The sequence below is a fragment of the Streptomyces xanthophaeus genome (assembly GCF_030440515.1).
Lineage (GTDB): Bacteria > Actinomycetota > Actinomycetes > Streptomycetales > Streptomycetaceae > Streptomyces > Streptomyces kutzneri.
This window is the reverse complement of record NZ_CP076543.1, coordinates 1,337,613-1,351,213: the sequence shown is the minus strand read 5'-3', so window position 1 is coordinate 1,351,213 and position 13,601 is coordinate 1,337,613. Positions and strand designations below refer to the sequence as shown.

Annotated in this window: 12 protein-coding genes; 8 read left to right on the top strand and 4 right to left on the bottom strand. The window is 71.8% G+C overall.

Annotation, left to right across the window (positions count from 1 at the left end):
* Positions 1-38: 38 nt before the first annotated feature.
* On the top strand, positions 39-1,484 hold the full coding sequence (locus KO717_RS05790; protein ID WP_301364781.1) for a glyceraldehyde-3-phosphate dehydrogenase: 1,446 nt from the start codon (positions 39-41) through the stop codon (positions 1,482-1,484).
* A gap of 15 nt (positions 1,485-1,499) precedes the next feature.
* On the opposite strand, the gene KO717_RS05785 is transcribed toward KO717_RS05790, so the two are convergent.
* A complete protein-coding gene (locus KO717_RS05785; RefSeq protein ID WP_437184472.1) occupies positions 1,500-2,813 on the bottom strand; it encodes an MFS transporter in 1,314 nt (437 codons plus the stop codon).
* A 55-nt stretch (positions 2,814-2,868) separates the two neighbouring features.
* Between KO717_RS05785 and KO717_RS05780 the strand changes: the two genes are divergently transcribed.
* Positions 2,869-3,876: an ArsR/SmtB family transcription factor gene (locus tag KO717_RS05780; protein ID WP_301364780.1), complete on the top strand. Its 1,008-nt coding sequence runs from the start codon at positions 2,869-2,871 to the stop codon at positions 3,874-3,876.
* A gap of 36 nt (positions 3,877-3,912) precedes the next feature.
* Here the strand turns inward: KO717_RS05780 and KO717_RS05775 are convergent, their stop codons facing one another.
* From KO717_RS05775 to KO717_RS05765, 3 genes are all read right to left on the bottom strand, one after another.
* A complete protein-coding gene (locus KO717_RS05775; protein WP_301364779.1) occupies positions 3,913-5,103 on the bottom strand; it encodes an MFS transporter in 1,191 nt (396 codons plus the stop codon).
* A 57-nt stretch (positions 5,104-5,160) separates the two neighbouring features.
* On the bottom strand, positions 5,161-6,165 hold the full coding sequence (locus KO717_RS05770) for an NUDIX hydrolase (protein WP_301364778.1): 1,005 nt from the start codon (positions 6,163-6,165) through the stop codon (positions 5,161-5,163).
* A gap of 79 nt (positions 6,166-6,244) precedes the next feature.
* Entirely contained in the window at positions 6,245-6,868 is a 624-nt protein-coding gene (locus tag KO717_RS05765; RefSeq protein WP_301364777.1) for a LysE/ArgO family amino acid transporter, read from the bottom strand.
* Between the two features lie 69 nt (positions 6,869-6,937).
* Here KO717_RS05765 and KO717_RS05760 point away from each other — a divergent pair, with 69 nt between their 5' ends.
* From KO717_RS05760 to KO717_RS05735, 6 genes are all read left to right on the top strand, one after another.
* Positions 6,938-7,846: a LysR family transcriptional regulator ArgP gene (locus KO717_RS05760; protein ID WP_301364776.1), complete on the top strand. Its 909-nt coding sequence runs from the start codon at positions 6,938-6,940 to the stop codon at positions 7,844-7,846.
* 59 nt (positions 7,847-7,905) lie between these two features.
* Positions 7,906-8,298, top strand: a complete 393-nt coding sequence (locus tag KO717_RS05755; protein WP_301364775.1) for a TOBE domain-containing protein — start codon at positions 7,906-7,908, stop codon at positions 8,296-8,298.
* 104 nt (positions 8,299-8,402) lie between these two features.
* On the top strand, positions 8,403-9,485 hold the full coding sequence (gene corA, locus KO717_RS05750; RefSeq protein WP_301364774.1) for a magnesium/cobalt transporter CorA: 1,083 nt from the start codon (positions 8,403-8,405) through the stop codon (positions 9,483-9,485).
* A gap of 130 nt (positions 9,486-9,615) precedes the next feature.
* Positions 9,616-10,431 carry a chitosanase gene (locus tag KO717_RS05745; protein ID WP_301374379.1) on the top strand — a complete coding sequence of 272 codons (816 nt, stop codon included), beginning with the start codon at positions 9,616-9,618 and terminating at the stop codon, positions 10,429-10,431.
* A 313-nt stretch (positions 10,432-10,744) separates the two neighbouring features.
* Positions 10,745-11,098, top strand: coding sequence for a DUF805 domain-containing protein (locus KO717_RS05740; protein WP_301364773.1), 354 nt, complete (start codon positions 10,745-10,747; stop codon positions 11,096-11,098).
* Between the two features lie 224 nt (positions 11,099-11,322).
* Positions 11,323-13,542 carry an NADP-dependent isocitrate dehydrogenase gene (locus KO717_RS05735; RefSeq protein ID WP_301364772.1) on the top strand — a complete coding sequence of 740 codons (2,220 nt, stop codon included), beginning with the start codon at positions 11,323-11,325 and terminating at the stop codon, positions 13,540-13,542.
* Positions 13,543-13,601: the final 59 nt, after the last annotated feature.

Here is a 13,601-nt window from a genome sequence, read left to right as displayed (position 1 = left end):
TTAGCATATGAGCACCGCCTAGCTCGAAAGATAATCCTGTGACTGTCAATGAGGACTCGTTCACCAGCTGGAAGAACCGCGAGGAGATCGCGGAGTCGATGATCCCGATCATCGGGAAGCTGCACCGGGAGCGGGACGTCACGATCCTGCTCCACAGCCGTTCCCTGGTGAACAAGTCGGTGGTCAGCATCCTCAAGACCCACCGATTCGCCCGGCAGATCGACGGTGAGGAGCTCTCGGTCACCGAGACGCTGCCGTTCCTGCAGGTGCTCACCACCCTCGATCTCGGCCCGTCCCAGATCGACATCGGCATGCTCGCCGCGGAGTACAAGAGCGACGACCGCGGCCTCTCGGTGGCCGAGTTCACCGCCGAGGCCGTCGTCGGCGCCACCGGCGAGAACAAGATCGAGCGTGGCGACGGCCGCGACGTCGTCCTGTACGGCTTCGGCCGCATCGGCCGCCTCGTCGCCCGCCTGCTGATCGAGAAGGCCGGCTCCGGCAACGGCCTGCGCCTGCGCGCCGTCGTCGTCCGCGGGGGCGGCGAGGCCGACCTGGTCAAGCGCGCCTCGCTGCTGCGCCGCGACTCGATCCACGGCCAGTTCCAGGGCACGATCACCGTCGACGAGGCGAACAGCACGATCATCGCCAACGGCAACGCCATCAAGGTGATCTACGCGAACGACCCGTCCGAGGTGGACTACACCGAGCACGGCATCAAGGACGCCATCCTCATCGACAACACGGGCAAGTGGCGCGACCGCGAGGGTCTGTCCAAGCACCTGCGCCCCGGCATCGACAAGGTCGTCCTGACCGCCCCGGGCAAGGGCGACGTCCCGAACATCGTCCACGGCGTCAACCACGACACCATCAAGCCGGACGAGCAGATCCTGTCCTGCGCCTCCTGCACCACCAACGCGATCGTCCCGCCGCTCAAGGCCATGGACGACGAGTACGGTGTCCTGCGCGGTCACGTGGAGACCGTCCACTCGTTCACGAACGACCAGAACCTGCTGGACAACTACCACAAGGCCGACCGTCGTGGCCGCTCCGCGCCGCTGAACATGGTCATCACCGAGACCGGTGCCGCCTCCGCCGTCGCCAAGGCGCTGCCGGACCTGAAGGCGCCGATCACCGGCAGCTCGATCCGCGTCCCCGTCCCGGACGTCTCGATCGCCATCCTGAGCCTGCGCCTGGGCCGTGAGACCACCCGCGAAGAGGTCCTCGACTACCTCCGCGACGTCTCGCTGCACTCGCCGCTCAAGCGCCAGATCGACTTCACCACGGCTCCCGACGCGGTCTCCATGGACTTCGTCGGTTCGCGCCACTCCTCGATCGTCGACGCGGGCGCCACCAAGGTGGACGGCGACAACGCCATCCTCTACCTCTGGTACGACAACGAGTTCGGCTACTCCTGCCAGGTCATCCGTGTGGTCCAGCACGTGTCCGGCGTCGAGTACCCGACCTACCCGGTTCCGGCGGTCTGATCCGCCGCACCACCGTCACACCGTTCGACCGGCTGATCCGACAGGCGGGGCGGTGGTGGGCGGGCCCCCGATGCCGACCGGCACCGGGACGCCCCGCCCATCGCCTCCCGCCTGTCGTGCGCCCGGCCCGTGCGGCGCCGCGAGATGCCGGGCCAGGGCGATCACGGCGAGCAGGGCCACGAGCGCGCACACACCCTGCCAGCCGGCCAGGCCGTAGATCCGTACGCCCAGCCAGGACCCGCCGCTGCCGCCCAGGTACGCGCAGGTCATGTACGCGGTGTTGAGCCGGCTGCGGGCATCGGGCCGCACGGCGTACACCCGGGCCAGGTTGGCGACCATGCCGGACTGCATCGAGACGTCGAGCAGCAGCGTGCCGCCCGCCAGCGCGGCCAGCCCCGCCGTCCCGCCGCCGGCGCCCGCCGCGAGGACCGCGGCCGAGACGAGGACGCCGAGCAGGCAGCCGAGGCTCACCCGGTCCGCCCCCGAGCGGTCCACCAGGCGCCCGGCGTACGGGGTGCACAGCATGGTCACCGCTCCCACCAGGGCGAGCATCCCCACCGCGTCGGCGCCCAGGCCGTAGGCCGGTCCGGTGAGCAGCAGCGCCAGGCACGTCCAGACCGCCGAGAAGGCACCGAAGACGGCCGCCTGGTAGAGGCAGGAGCGGCGCAGTTCCGGCTCGGTGCGCAGCAGGCGCAGCGGCTCGGCCAGCAGTGCCCGGTACGGCCGGCGCGAGGTCGGGGTGGTGACCGGCAGGGCGCGGGCCAGGACGACGGCCAGCAGCAGGGCCACGGCCCCGGCCGCCAGGTAGGGGGCCCGCCACCCCAGCCGTTCACCGAGCGTCCCGCCGAAGGTGCGGGCCAGCAGCATGCCCCCGGTCGAACCGCTCAGCAAGGTGCCCAGTACGGCTCCCCGGCGGTCGGCGGCCACCAGACCGGCCGCCAGCGGACCGATGACCTGCGCGGCCACGGTCGTCACACCGACGACGGCCGAGGCGGCCAGGAGCGGCGCCAGCCCCGGCGAGCAGCCCGCGGCCAGCAGGCCGGCGCCGGTCACGGCGAGCAGGGTGACGAGGAACGGGCGGTGCGGAAGCCGGTCGCCGAGCGGCACCAGCAGGAAGATCCCGGCCGTGTAACCGATCTGGACCGCGGTCACCACGAGGGCGGCGGAGCCGGGGGACACGTGCAGGGCCGTGACGACCAGCGGGCTGACTGCCTGCGGGAAGTAGACGGTGCCCACGCCGACGGCGCAGGTCAGGGTGAGGAGCAGGAGCAGCCGGCGGCTCATCCCGGACCCCGGGTGAACGGCGTCCGGCATGCGGGGAGTTGTCATGGGGGGAGTTCACGGCACGTCACCGCCCGCGACAATCGATGTAGCGTATGCCTTGATGATCAGCTTCGAGCTCGGCGTCGAGGACCTCGCCGACACCCGGTTCGCGCTCTCCCCCCTGTACGAGACCGTGCTCAGCCTGCGCGTGCTGCGCGAGCCCGGGCTCTCCGCCCTGCACCTCCCGTGGCGCAGGTCCGTCCTCGGCGCACCGGGCGTGCCGGGCGCACTCGACGGGCTCGACACCGAACTGCTGATGTCCGTGGTCGCGGTACGGCGCACCCTGCCCGACTTCCTCACCCCGCGGCCCGCGAGCTTCGCCCCCTCCTTCGAGGAGGAACTGGCCACCGTCGGCCGGACGCCCCCCGGCCTGGTCCGCCGCGATCTGCTGGCCGCGCACGCCCCGGACCCGCTCCCGCCCCCGCTGCTCGCCGCCCTCGCCCCCGACGACGGGCCCGTCGTCGCACTCCGCGACGCCCTCTGCGCGCTGCTGCGCCGGTACTGGGAGGCCGCCGTCCGGCCGATGTGGCCGCGGATGCGCCTCCTGCTGGAGGCCGACATGACCTACCGCGCGCGGCAGCTGGCCATGGGCGGGGCCCGCCTCCTCTTCGCCGACATCCACCCGAACCTGCGGTGGCACGACGGCGTGCTGCACATCGGACAGATGGTCAGCCGGCACCGCGTCGTGGCGTCCGGCCGTGGGCTGCTCCTCGTACCGTCGGTGTTCGCGCACAAGCCCGCACCTCCGGTCAGTCCCGAGGAGGCGCCGACGCTGGCGTACCCGAGCCGCGGCGTGGCGACCCTCTGGGTGCGCGAGCCGGTCGCCGGGACGGCCGCCCTGGTGTCCCTGCTGGGCGCGCCCAAGGCGAGACTGCTCGGCCTGCTCGACGAGCCGCTGCCTACCGTCGAGCTGGCCCGCCGTCTCGGGGTCACCGCGAGCGCCGTCTCCCAGCACCTGGGCGTGCTGTACGCCACCGGCCTCGTCTCCCGGGCGCGCCACGGACGGCAGGTCCTCTACCGCCGCAGCCCGCTCGGCGACGAGCTGAGCGGCCGGGGCCGGCCGGGGTGACGCGCGGCGGCCGCCGTACGGGGCCCATGCCCGCGCTCAGGCGCTCGCCCGCGCGGGCCGGCGCAGCAGGTAGCCGGCCGCGGCCGTGACCAGGACGGCCATGCAGGCGATGAACACCAGCCCGGCACCCTCCAGACCGATCGGGGCCACCAGGAGCCCCACCCCGATCACCGGCAGCGAGATGCCCGTGTACGCCACGACGAACAGCATCGAGATCACCGCCGCGCGCCGGTCCGGCGGCGAGGCCGCGGCCACCGTGGCCAGCGCCCCGCGGAACGCCAGCCCCTGCCCGGCCCCGCCGACGACGGCGCTCGCCACCACCAGCGCCAGCAGGTCCCACCACAGCGCGCCCGCGAGCAGGGCCAGCCCGGCGAGCAGTCCCGCACAGCCCAGCGGCAGTGACCGGCGCACCCCCACGCGGCCGACCGCCAGTTGTCCGGCGGTCGAGGCGAAGAAGGCCAGCGCGACGATCAGCCCGCTCACCGCGTGGTTGTGCACGTCCAGGGACTGCGCGAGGAAGGCCGGGCTGACCGAGGTGAACACGCCGAACAGCGCGAAGCCCACGAAGGAGGCGATCGCCGCGGGCACGAACACCGACCGCACCTGCGCGGGCAGGCCGGGCCGCTGCGGCCGCACCGCACTCAGCGGCTGCCGGTCGCGCACGGTCTCGGGGAGCCGTGCCAGGACCACGGCCGAGACCGCCACCAGCGCGAGATGCACGGCGAACGGCAGGTACAGCGGCCAGGCGGCGTACTGCGCGAGCACCCCGGCGAGCAGCGGGCCGCAGCCCAGCCCGCCCATGTTGGCGGCCGTCGCCACGAACGTGGCCCGCGAGGCGCCGCCGCTCGGCGCCAGTTCCATCACATAGGCGGTGGCGGCCCCGGTGAACAGCCCGGCGGACAGCCCCGACAGCAGCCGGCCCGCGTACAGCCAGCCCATGCCGGTGGCGCACAGGAAGCAGACGGCGCTCGCCGCCGAGAAGGCCAGGCCGGCCAGCAGCACGGGCCGCCTGCCGACGGTGTCCGAGGCGTTGCCCGCCAGCAGCAGTACGCCGATCACCCCGAAGGCGTACACGGCGTACACGACGGTCACCACCAGCTCGGAGAACCCGAACTTCTCCTGGTAGAGCCCGTACAGGGGGGTGGGCAGCGTGGTGCCCGCCATGCACACGGCGAAAACGGCCCCGCCGAGCAGGCACTGGCGCCACCGCCGGCGATCACCGTCCATGCCGCCGACGGTAACCCCGCCGCCGCGACCCGGCGCGGCGGCGTCCGGGCCCGCCGGTCAGGGGCGGCCCGCGTGGAGCTCCAGCGGGCCGGTGCCGGCGGCGCGGGCGGCCAGGCAGGCGGTGATCTGGCGCCGCAGGGCGGGTTTGACCAGGCCGGGGAGTTCCGCGGAGGTGACGGTGCGCCACTGGAGCAGCTCGGTCCGGTCCAGCCGGATCCGGGCGAGGGTGGGGGCGTCGAGGACGCCGCCGTCGTAGAGGAACCGGATACGGGCGGGACGGCCGGGCTTGTGGGCCCAGTTCACGGCGAGCAGCCGGCCCGGGGCGAGGTCGAGGCCGAGCTCCTCCTGGACCTCCCGGCGGGCGGCGGCGCGCGGGATCTCGCCGAGGTCGCTGTCGATGCCGCCGCCGGGCAGGTTCCAGCGGTCGGATCTGCCGTACGCGGGCTGCACCAGCAGGATCCGGCCGTCGGAGCCGGTGAACAGCACGCTCGCCGCCGTCACCGCCTTGGGACGGCTGGCCCGGTGGCTGGCCGGGTCGAGGGTGCCCGAGTGCTCCAGGGCCACCCGCCGGGCCGGGTCCAGACCGGCCGGGGAGCCCGGCTGGGGCACCCCGTCGACCAGGTGGGCGAAGGAGCCGGTGTGCAGGGCGGCCAGTGCGGCGCGCAGCCGGGGCGCGGTGCGGGCGGGCAACAGTGCACAGGCCGCCTCGGGCGGGAGCCAGCGGGCCTCGGTCGTCGCCCCGGCGGGGAAGGAGACCGACCCGGCCTCGGGCGGCGGGAGCGGGCCGACGAGGTGGACGTGCACGATCAGGGAGCGGCCGGGCGGGCCGGCCGGGCCGGGCGGCCGGGAATCCACCGCCAGCAGGCGGCCGGCCGGCCGGGCGAGGCCCAGTCCTTCCCGCAGCGCGCGGGCCAGCGCTTCCTCCGGGGTCTCGGTGTCCTCGACCGCGCCGCCCGGAAGCTCCGGGTCGGTCCGGCCCGGGGTGGTCAGTACGAGGACCCGCCCGCGCGTGTCCAGGACGACCCCGGTGGCGGACACGAGCGGGGAGGGACGGTCGGGCACGGCGGGCTCCAGGGGGTCGGGTCGGCGGCACCAGCACTATGCCCCGGCCGCGGCAGGCGCCCGGCGCCGACATGCTGACTCAGGCGCGGGCCAGCAGCAGGCCGCCCATGGTGACCATGGTCGCAGCGACGAGCCCGTCCAGGACCCGCCAGGCGGCCGGGCGGGCGAGCAGGCCGCTCAGCAGCCGGGCCCCGTAGCCCAGACCGGCGAACCAGGTCAGGCTGGCCAGCACGGCCCCGATCGCGAAGGCCCACCGCAGGTCGCCGCGGTCGGCGGCGAGGGAACCGAGGAGCAGCACGGTGTCCAGGTAGACGTGCGGGTTGAGCCAGGTCATGGCCAGAGCGGTCAGCACGGCCCGGCGGGCGGACCCGCTCGTCGCCCCCTCCGTGGTGAGGGCGGCGCCGGGGGTGGGCCGCAGCACCCGGCGGGCGGCCAGCACTCCGTAGCAGATCAGGAAACCGCCTCCGGCCAGCGCGACCACCGTCAGCGCGGCCGGCCAGGCGGTGACGAAGACGCCGACCCCGGCGACGCCGAGGGAGATGAGGACCGCGTCGGACACGGCGCAGATGGCGACCACGGCGAGGACCGCGTGGCGGCGCGCGCCCTGGCGGAGGACGAAGGCGTTCTGCGCGCCGATGGCGACGATGAGGGAGAGTCCGCTGCCGAAGCCGGCCAGGGCCGCGGTGACGATGCCGTAGTTCATGACCCCGACGGTAGGCAGCGAGGTCGGTTCAGTACAGCTAAAGATTTTTACGTACCATTAGCGCTTGTGATGGATGAGCTTCCGCTGGACCAGGTACGCACGCTGCTCGCCGTGGTGGACGAGGGCACCTTCGACGCGGCGGCCGCCGCCCTGCACGTGACCCCTTCCGCGGTCAGCCAACGGGTCAAGGCGCTGGAGCAGCGGACCGGGCGGGTGCTGCTGATGCGGACGAAGCCGGTGCGGGCGACCGAATCCGGGGAGGTGGTGATCCGCTTCGCCCGGCAGCTGGCCCGCCTGGAGCGCGACGCGCGCGCCGAGCTGGGGATGGCCGACGGGATGGGCCCGGTGCGGCTGCCGATCGCGGTGAACGCTGACTCCCTCGCCACCTGGTTCCTGCCCGCGCTCGCGCGGGTGCCGCAGGATCCGCCGGTCTGCATCGAGCTCCACCGCGAGGACGAGTCCCATACGACGGCGTTGCTGCGGGAGGGGCAGGTCATGGCGGCGGTGACCTCCTCGCCCGACCCGGTGGCCGGGTGCAGCGTACGGATGCTGGGACTGGTCCGGTACCTGCCGACGGCGAGCCCCGCGTTCGCGGCCCGGTATCTGACGGGGGAGCCGGAGCGGGACCTGCGCGAGGCACCGACGATCGTGTTCGACCGGAAGGACGACCTCCAGGACGCCTTCGTCCGCGCGCTCACAGGGGACCCGGCGGCCGGGGCGGGGCCGCTCCGGCACTACATACCGACGTCGGAGGGGTTCCGGGACGCGGTGGTCGCGGGGCTGGGGTGGGGGCTGGTGCCGGAGCAGCAGTCGAGACCGCTGGTGCGGACGGGACAGCTGGTGCTGCTGGAGCCGCTGCGGCCGATGGACGTCCCCCTGTACTGGCAGCAGTGGAGGCTCGATTCGCCCGCGCTGTCGACGGTCGCGGAGGTGATCGCGGCGGCGGCCCGGGAGTCCCTCCGCCACCCTGCCGCGTGACCCGGCCCGATCCGGCCCGATCCGTAATGATCGACAAGACACCCCCTAAGCTGCGACCCATGGAGTCCTACACGATCGGCCAGGCGGCCCGGCTGCTCGGCGTCAGCGTCGACACGGCCCGGCGCTGGGCGGATGCCGACCGGTTCCCCACCCACCGCGAGGGCACACGGCGGATGGTGGACGGGCCCGACCTGGCCGCCTTCTGCGTCGAGGCCGCACAGGAGGGCGCCGAGGGCGAGGAGGCCCCGTACACCTCGGCCCGCAACGCCTTCCCCGGCATCGTCACCGGGGTGAAGCTCGGCACGGTCGACGCGCAGGTGGAGATCCAGGCCGGACCGCACCGGATCGTGTCACTGCTGACCCGCGAGGCGGTGGAGGAGCTCGGGCTGGAAGTGGGCGCGCGGGCCACGGCGCGGGTGAAGTCGACGAGCGTGTTCATCGACAAGGTCTGACGCGGACGGCGGAGTTCCCCCGCGGGCGGTGAGCCCGGACGCAGGCGTTCCGGTGGCGATGGCAGACTGGCCGCTGATCCGCCGAAGGGGAGTACGCCTTGTCCATGTTCAGCAACCTGCGCCGGGTCGTGCGGCGCAGCTACCGGCGGGCCGTCGACCTCAGCCACCCGGCCCGCTCCCCGCTCGGCAGTGCGGTGGTCAACTGCGTGATCTACCGGGACGGCGTCCGGCAGGACGACTGCGCGGAGGTCGAGGAGGCGCTGCGCCGGGTCCGCAAGACCGGTGACGGCTTCGTCTGGATCGGCCTGCACGAGCCGGCGAGGTCGGAGCTGACCGGGCTCGCCGAGCTGTTCGGCCTGCACCCCCTCGCGGTCGAGGACGCCGTGAACGCGCACCAGCGCCCCAAGGTGGAGCGCTACGACGAGACGCTGTTCTCCGTCTTCAAGACCGTGCGCTACGTGGAGCACGAGGAGCTGACCGCGACCAGCGAGGTGGTGGAGACCGGCGAGCTGATGGCCTTCACCGGCCAGGACTTCATCATCACCATCCGGCACGGCGGCCGCGGCACGCTGGGCCCGGTCCGCGAGGAGCTGGAGGCCGCACCGGACCAACTGGCCAACGGGCCCGCGGCCGTTCTGCACGCCATGGCCGACCATGTGGTCGACGACTACGTGGCCGTGACGGACGCGGTGCAGAACGACATCGACGCCGTCGAGACCGCGGTGTTCAGCGAGGACGGCGGCCGAGGCGACGCGGGCCGGATCTACCAGCTCAAGCGCGAACTCCTGGAGCTGCGGCGGGCGGTGGCGCCGCTGAGCCGCCCGCTCCAGCAGCTGGCCACGCAGCCGATACCGGTCATCCCGCCGGAGACCCGCGCGTACTTCCGGAACGTGGCGGACCATCTGACCCGGGCCACGGAGCAGATCGGCGCCTACGACAACCTCCTCGACTCCATCCTGCAGGCCCACTTGGCGCAGGTGACCGTCGCGCAGAACGAGGACATGCGCAAGATCACGGCATGGGCGGCGATCGTCGCCGTCCCGACCATGGTCTGCGGCGTGTACGGCATGAACTTCGACCACATGCCCGAACTGCACTGGACCTACGGCTACCCGCTGGTCCTCGGCGTCATGGTGCTCGCCTGCTTCGTCATCCACCGGGGCTTCAGGCGTAACGGCTGGCTCTGACCGGACGAGGCCATTCCTTGGGGTGCGCCCGGGTATTGAGCTGCCGTCAGCTCTGGTAGTAAAGTTTCCTAACGAAACTGGGACGCCTCAACTACCAGATGGAGGCCTTGTGTTCACCCCCCGCCGCAAGATGCTGGCGATCGGCGCACTGCTCGGCAGTGCGCTGATCGCCGTCCCCGTCACCGCCCATGCCACCGCAGCCCCCGCCCCCGTGGCGGAGACCGCGGCGGCGGCAGCCGCAGGACTCGACGATCCGGCGAAGAAGGAGATCGCCATGAAGATCGTCTCCAGTGCGGAGAACTCCTCGCTGGACTGGAAGGCGCAGTACAAGTACATAGAGGACATAGACGACGGCCGCGGATACACGGCCGGCATCATCGGATTCTGTTCCGGCACCGGCGACATGCTCGACCTCGTCGAGTACTACACGCAGATCAAGCCGGGCAACGTCCTCGCCAAGTACCTCCCCGCCCTGCGCAAGGTCGACGGCAGCGACTCGCACGCCGGCCTCGATCCGAACTTCACCAAGGACTGGGCGAAGGCGGCCCAGGACGCCGACTTCAGGAAGGCCCAGGACCACGAGCGCGACCGGGTCTACTTCAACCCGTCGGTCAACCAGGGCAAGGCCGACGGGATCGGCGTGCTGGGCCAGTTCATGTACTACGACGCCATCGTCATGCACGGTGACGGCGGCGACTCCACCAGCTTCCGCAACATCCGCAAGCGCGCCCTGTCCAAGGCCAAGCCCCCGTCCCAGGGCGGCAACGAGACCACGTACCTGAACGCCTTCCTCGACGCCCGGGTCTGGGCGATGAAGCAGGAGGAGGCGCACAGCGACACCAGCCGGGTCGACACCGCGCAGCGGGTCTTTCTGAAGAAGGGCAATCTGAACCTCAATACGCCGCTCGACTGGAAGGTCTACGGGGACTCCTTCCACATCGGCTGACGGCGCGCCGCGGCCCGGGCGGGGCCCTCCTCCCCGTCCTGGTCCGCGGTGTCGCGGGGCGATAACGATGTGGGTAACGATCAGAGCAGCTGTGGGGGCGTCAAGTGGGCCTCTGGTGCGGACGTTTCGGACGTTCAGGGACATGGTGCTGCCACTGTGTCCCGAAGTCGTAACTCCGGTGCCGGAAATCGGGCAGTCCAACCGATTTGGCCTCCCCGGAAGTGGCTTGACCGCGACGTAAGGGGGGCATAAGTTCTGCCCCGGCTTGCTCCAGCAGGACGGGCCGAACACACCGTCCTCTGGGGGGACCCTCATGAACCACTACACCGATGTCCTGAAGAAGTACGCCGTCTTCTCCGGCCGCGCGCGCCGCCAGGAGTACTGGATGTTCGCCCTCTTCCAGGCCGCCGCCGTGATCGTCCTCGCGATCGTGGACGCCGTCATCGGCGCCAACATGATCATCGTCGGCCTGTACATCCTCGGCACCATCGTGCCGACGCTGGCGCTCACCGTCCGTCGTCTGCACGACCTCGGCAAGTCCGGTGCCTGGTACTTCATCATGTTCGTCCCCTTCATCGGTGGCATCTGGCTGCTCGTCCTGACCGCCACCGCCGGTCAGCCGCAGCCGAACCAGTACGGCCCGGACCCGAAGGCCTACGCCGCCTGATCTGCCGTACGGGCCTGATCAAGGCCTGAATGCCTGAGCGCCGCCCCTGGCCGGGAAAAAGCCGGGGGCGGCGCTTTCGCCTTTTCCCGGGCCCGCCGGGCCCCGCGTGACACGCGTCTCCCGGACTGGCGGCAGGGGGCTGTCCAGAGCGGCCCGATCACGAGATATCTTGATGTCGAGCAATGTTGCAGACGAGAGACGCAGACTGTGGAGCGGAGCATCCGGTGACTGACTCGACCATCATCTACACGCACACTGACGAGGCCCCGGCCCTCGCGACGTATTCCTTCCTGCCTGTGATCCAGGCATACGCGTCGACGGCCGGTGTGAATGTCGAGACCCGTGACATCTCCCTGGCCGGTCGGATCATCGCCGTCTTCCCGGAGTACCTCCAGGAGAGCCAGCGGATCGCCGACGCCCTCGCCGAGCTCGGCGAGCTGGCGAAGACCCCGGAAGCCAACATCATCAAGCTTCCGAACATCTCGGCCTCGATCCCGCAGCTCAAGGCCGCGGTCGCCGAGCTCCAGGGCCAGGGCTACGCCCTCCCGGACTACCCGGACGACCCGAAGACCGACGAGGAGCGCGACATCCGCGCCCGCTACGACAAGGTCAAGGGCAGCGCCGTCAACCCGGTCCTGCGCGAGGGCAACTCCGACCGCCGCGCCCCCGCCTCGGTCAAGAACTACGCCAAGACGCACCCGCACCGCATGGGCGCCTGGGTCCCCGAGTCGAAGACGAACGTCGCCACCATGGGCGAGAACGACTTCCGCTCCACCGAGAAGTCCACCGTCATCGCCGAGGCCGGCACCCTGCGCATCGAGCACGTGGCCGCCGACGGCGCCACCACGGTGCTCCGCGAGTCCGTACCGGTCCTCGCCGGTGAGGTCGTGGACGCGTCCGTCCTGCACGTCGACGCGCTGCGCACCTTCCTGAACGACCAGATCGAGCGTGCCAAGGCCGAGGGCGTGCTGTTCTCCGTGCACCTCAAGGCCACGATGATGAAGGTCTCCGACCCGATCGTCTTCGGCCACGTGGTCCGCGCCTTCCTCCCGAAGACCTTCGCCCGCTACGGCGAGACCCTGGCCGCCGCCGGCCTGTCGCCCAACGACGGTCTGGGCGCCATCCTGAACGGCCTGGGCGCGCTGCCCGACAGCGACGCGATCAAGGCCTCGATCGACGCCGAGATCGCCGAGGGCCCGGCCCTCGCGATGGTCGACTCCGACAAGGGCATCACCAACCTGCACGTGCCGTCCGACGTCATCGTCGACGCTTCGATGCCGGCCATGATCCGCACCTCCGGCCACATGTGGGGCCCGGACGGCGCCGAGGCCGACACCCTCGCCGTCCTCCCGGACAGCAGCTACGCCGGCGTCTACCAGGTCGTCGTCGACGACTGCCGCGCCCACGGCGCCTTCGACCCGTCCACCATGGGCTCGGTCCCGAACGTCGGCCTCATGGCGCAGAAGGCCGAGGAGTACGGCAGCCACGACAAGACCTTCGAGATCGCCACCGCGGGCACCGTCCGCCTGGTCGACGCCGCGGGCAACACCGTCCTGGAGCAGGAGGTCGCCGCCGGCGACATCTTCCGCGCCTGCCAGACCAAGGACCTGCCGATCCAGGACTGGGTCAAGCTCGCCGTCACCCGCGCCCGCGCCACCGGCGTCCCGGCCGTCTTCTGGCTGGACGAGACCCGCGCCCACGACGCGCAGCTGATCGCCAAGGTCAAGACGTACCTCGCCGAGCACGACACCGAGGGCCTGACCATCAAGATCCTCTCCCCGGTCGAGGCCACCGCCTTCTCCCTGGAGCGCATCCGCCGCGGCGAGGACACCATCTCGGTGACCGGCAACGTGCTGCGTGACTACCTGACCGACCTCTTCCCCATCCTGGAGCTGGGCACCAGCGCCAAGATGCTGTCGGTCGTCCCGCTGATGAACGGTGGCGGCCTCTTCGAGACGGGCGCCGGCGGCTCCGCCCCGAAGCACGTTCAGCAGCTGGTCAAGGAGAACTACCTGCGCTGGGACAGCCTGGGCGAGTTCTTCGCGCTGGCCGCCAGCTTCGAGCACCTCGCGACCACCACCGGCAACGCCCGCGCCCAGGTGCTGGCCGACACCCTGGACCGCGCGACCGGCACCTTCCTCAACGAGGACAAGTCGCCGAGCCGCAAGCTGGGCGGCATCGACAACCGCGGCAGCCACTTCTACCTCGCCACCTACTGGGCGCAGGAGCTGGCCAAGCAGACCGACGACGCCGAGCTGGCCACGGCCTTCGAGCCGGTCGCCAAGACGCTGTCGGAGCAGGAGGAGACCATCGTCGCCGAGCTCGTCGCGGTGCAGGGCTCCCCGGCCGACATCGGCGGCTACTACCAGCCCGACGCCACGAAGGCCGCGGCGATCATGCGCCCGTCCGCGACCCTCAACCAGGCACTCGCCCTCCTGGGCTGATGCCGACAGCCGTACCCACGCGTCCCTGACGACGTGACCCGCTCCGCCCCGGCCGGCCC

Excerpts from the sequence above, each read along its gene's own strand:
- KO717_RS05785 (WP_437184472.1), bottom strand. The coding sequence starts at position 2,813 with ATGACAACTCCCCGCATGCCGGACGCCGTTCACCCGGGGTCCGGGATG.
- KO717_RS05780 (WP_301364780.1), top strand. The coding sequence starts at position 2,869 with ATGATCAGCTTCGAGCTCGGCGTCGAGGACCTCGCCGACACCCGGTTC.
- KO717_RS05775 (WP_301364779.1), bottom strand. The coding sequence starts at position 5,103 with ATGGACGGTGATCGCCGGCGGTGGCGCCAGTGCCTGCTCGGCGGGGCC.
- KO717_RS05765 (WP_301364777.1), bottom strand. The coding sequence starts at position 6,868 with ATGAACTACGGCATCGTCACCGCGGCCCTGGCCGGCTTCGGCAGCGGA.
- KO717_RS05760 (WP_301364776.1), top strand. The coding sequence starts at position 6,938 with ATGGATGAGCTTCCGCTGGACCAGGTACGCACGCTGCTCGCCGTGGTG.
- KO717_RS05755 (WP_301364775.1), top strand. The coding sequence starts at position 7,906 with ATGGAGTCCTACACGATCGGCCAGGCGGCCCGGCTGCTCGGCGTCAGC.
- corA (WP_301364774.1), top strand. The coding sequence starts at position 8,403 with ATGTTCAGCAACCTGCGCCGGGTCGTGCGGCGCAGCTACCGGCGGGCC.
- KO717_RS05745 (WP_301374379.1), top strand. The coding sequence starts at position 9,616 with ATGCTGGCGATCGGCGCACTGCTCGGCAGTGCGCTGATCGCCGTCCCC.
- KO717_RS05740 (WP_301364773.1), top strand. The coding sequence starts at position 10,745 with ATGAACCACTACACCGATGTCCTGAAGAAGTACGCCGTCTTCTCCGGC.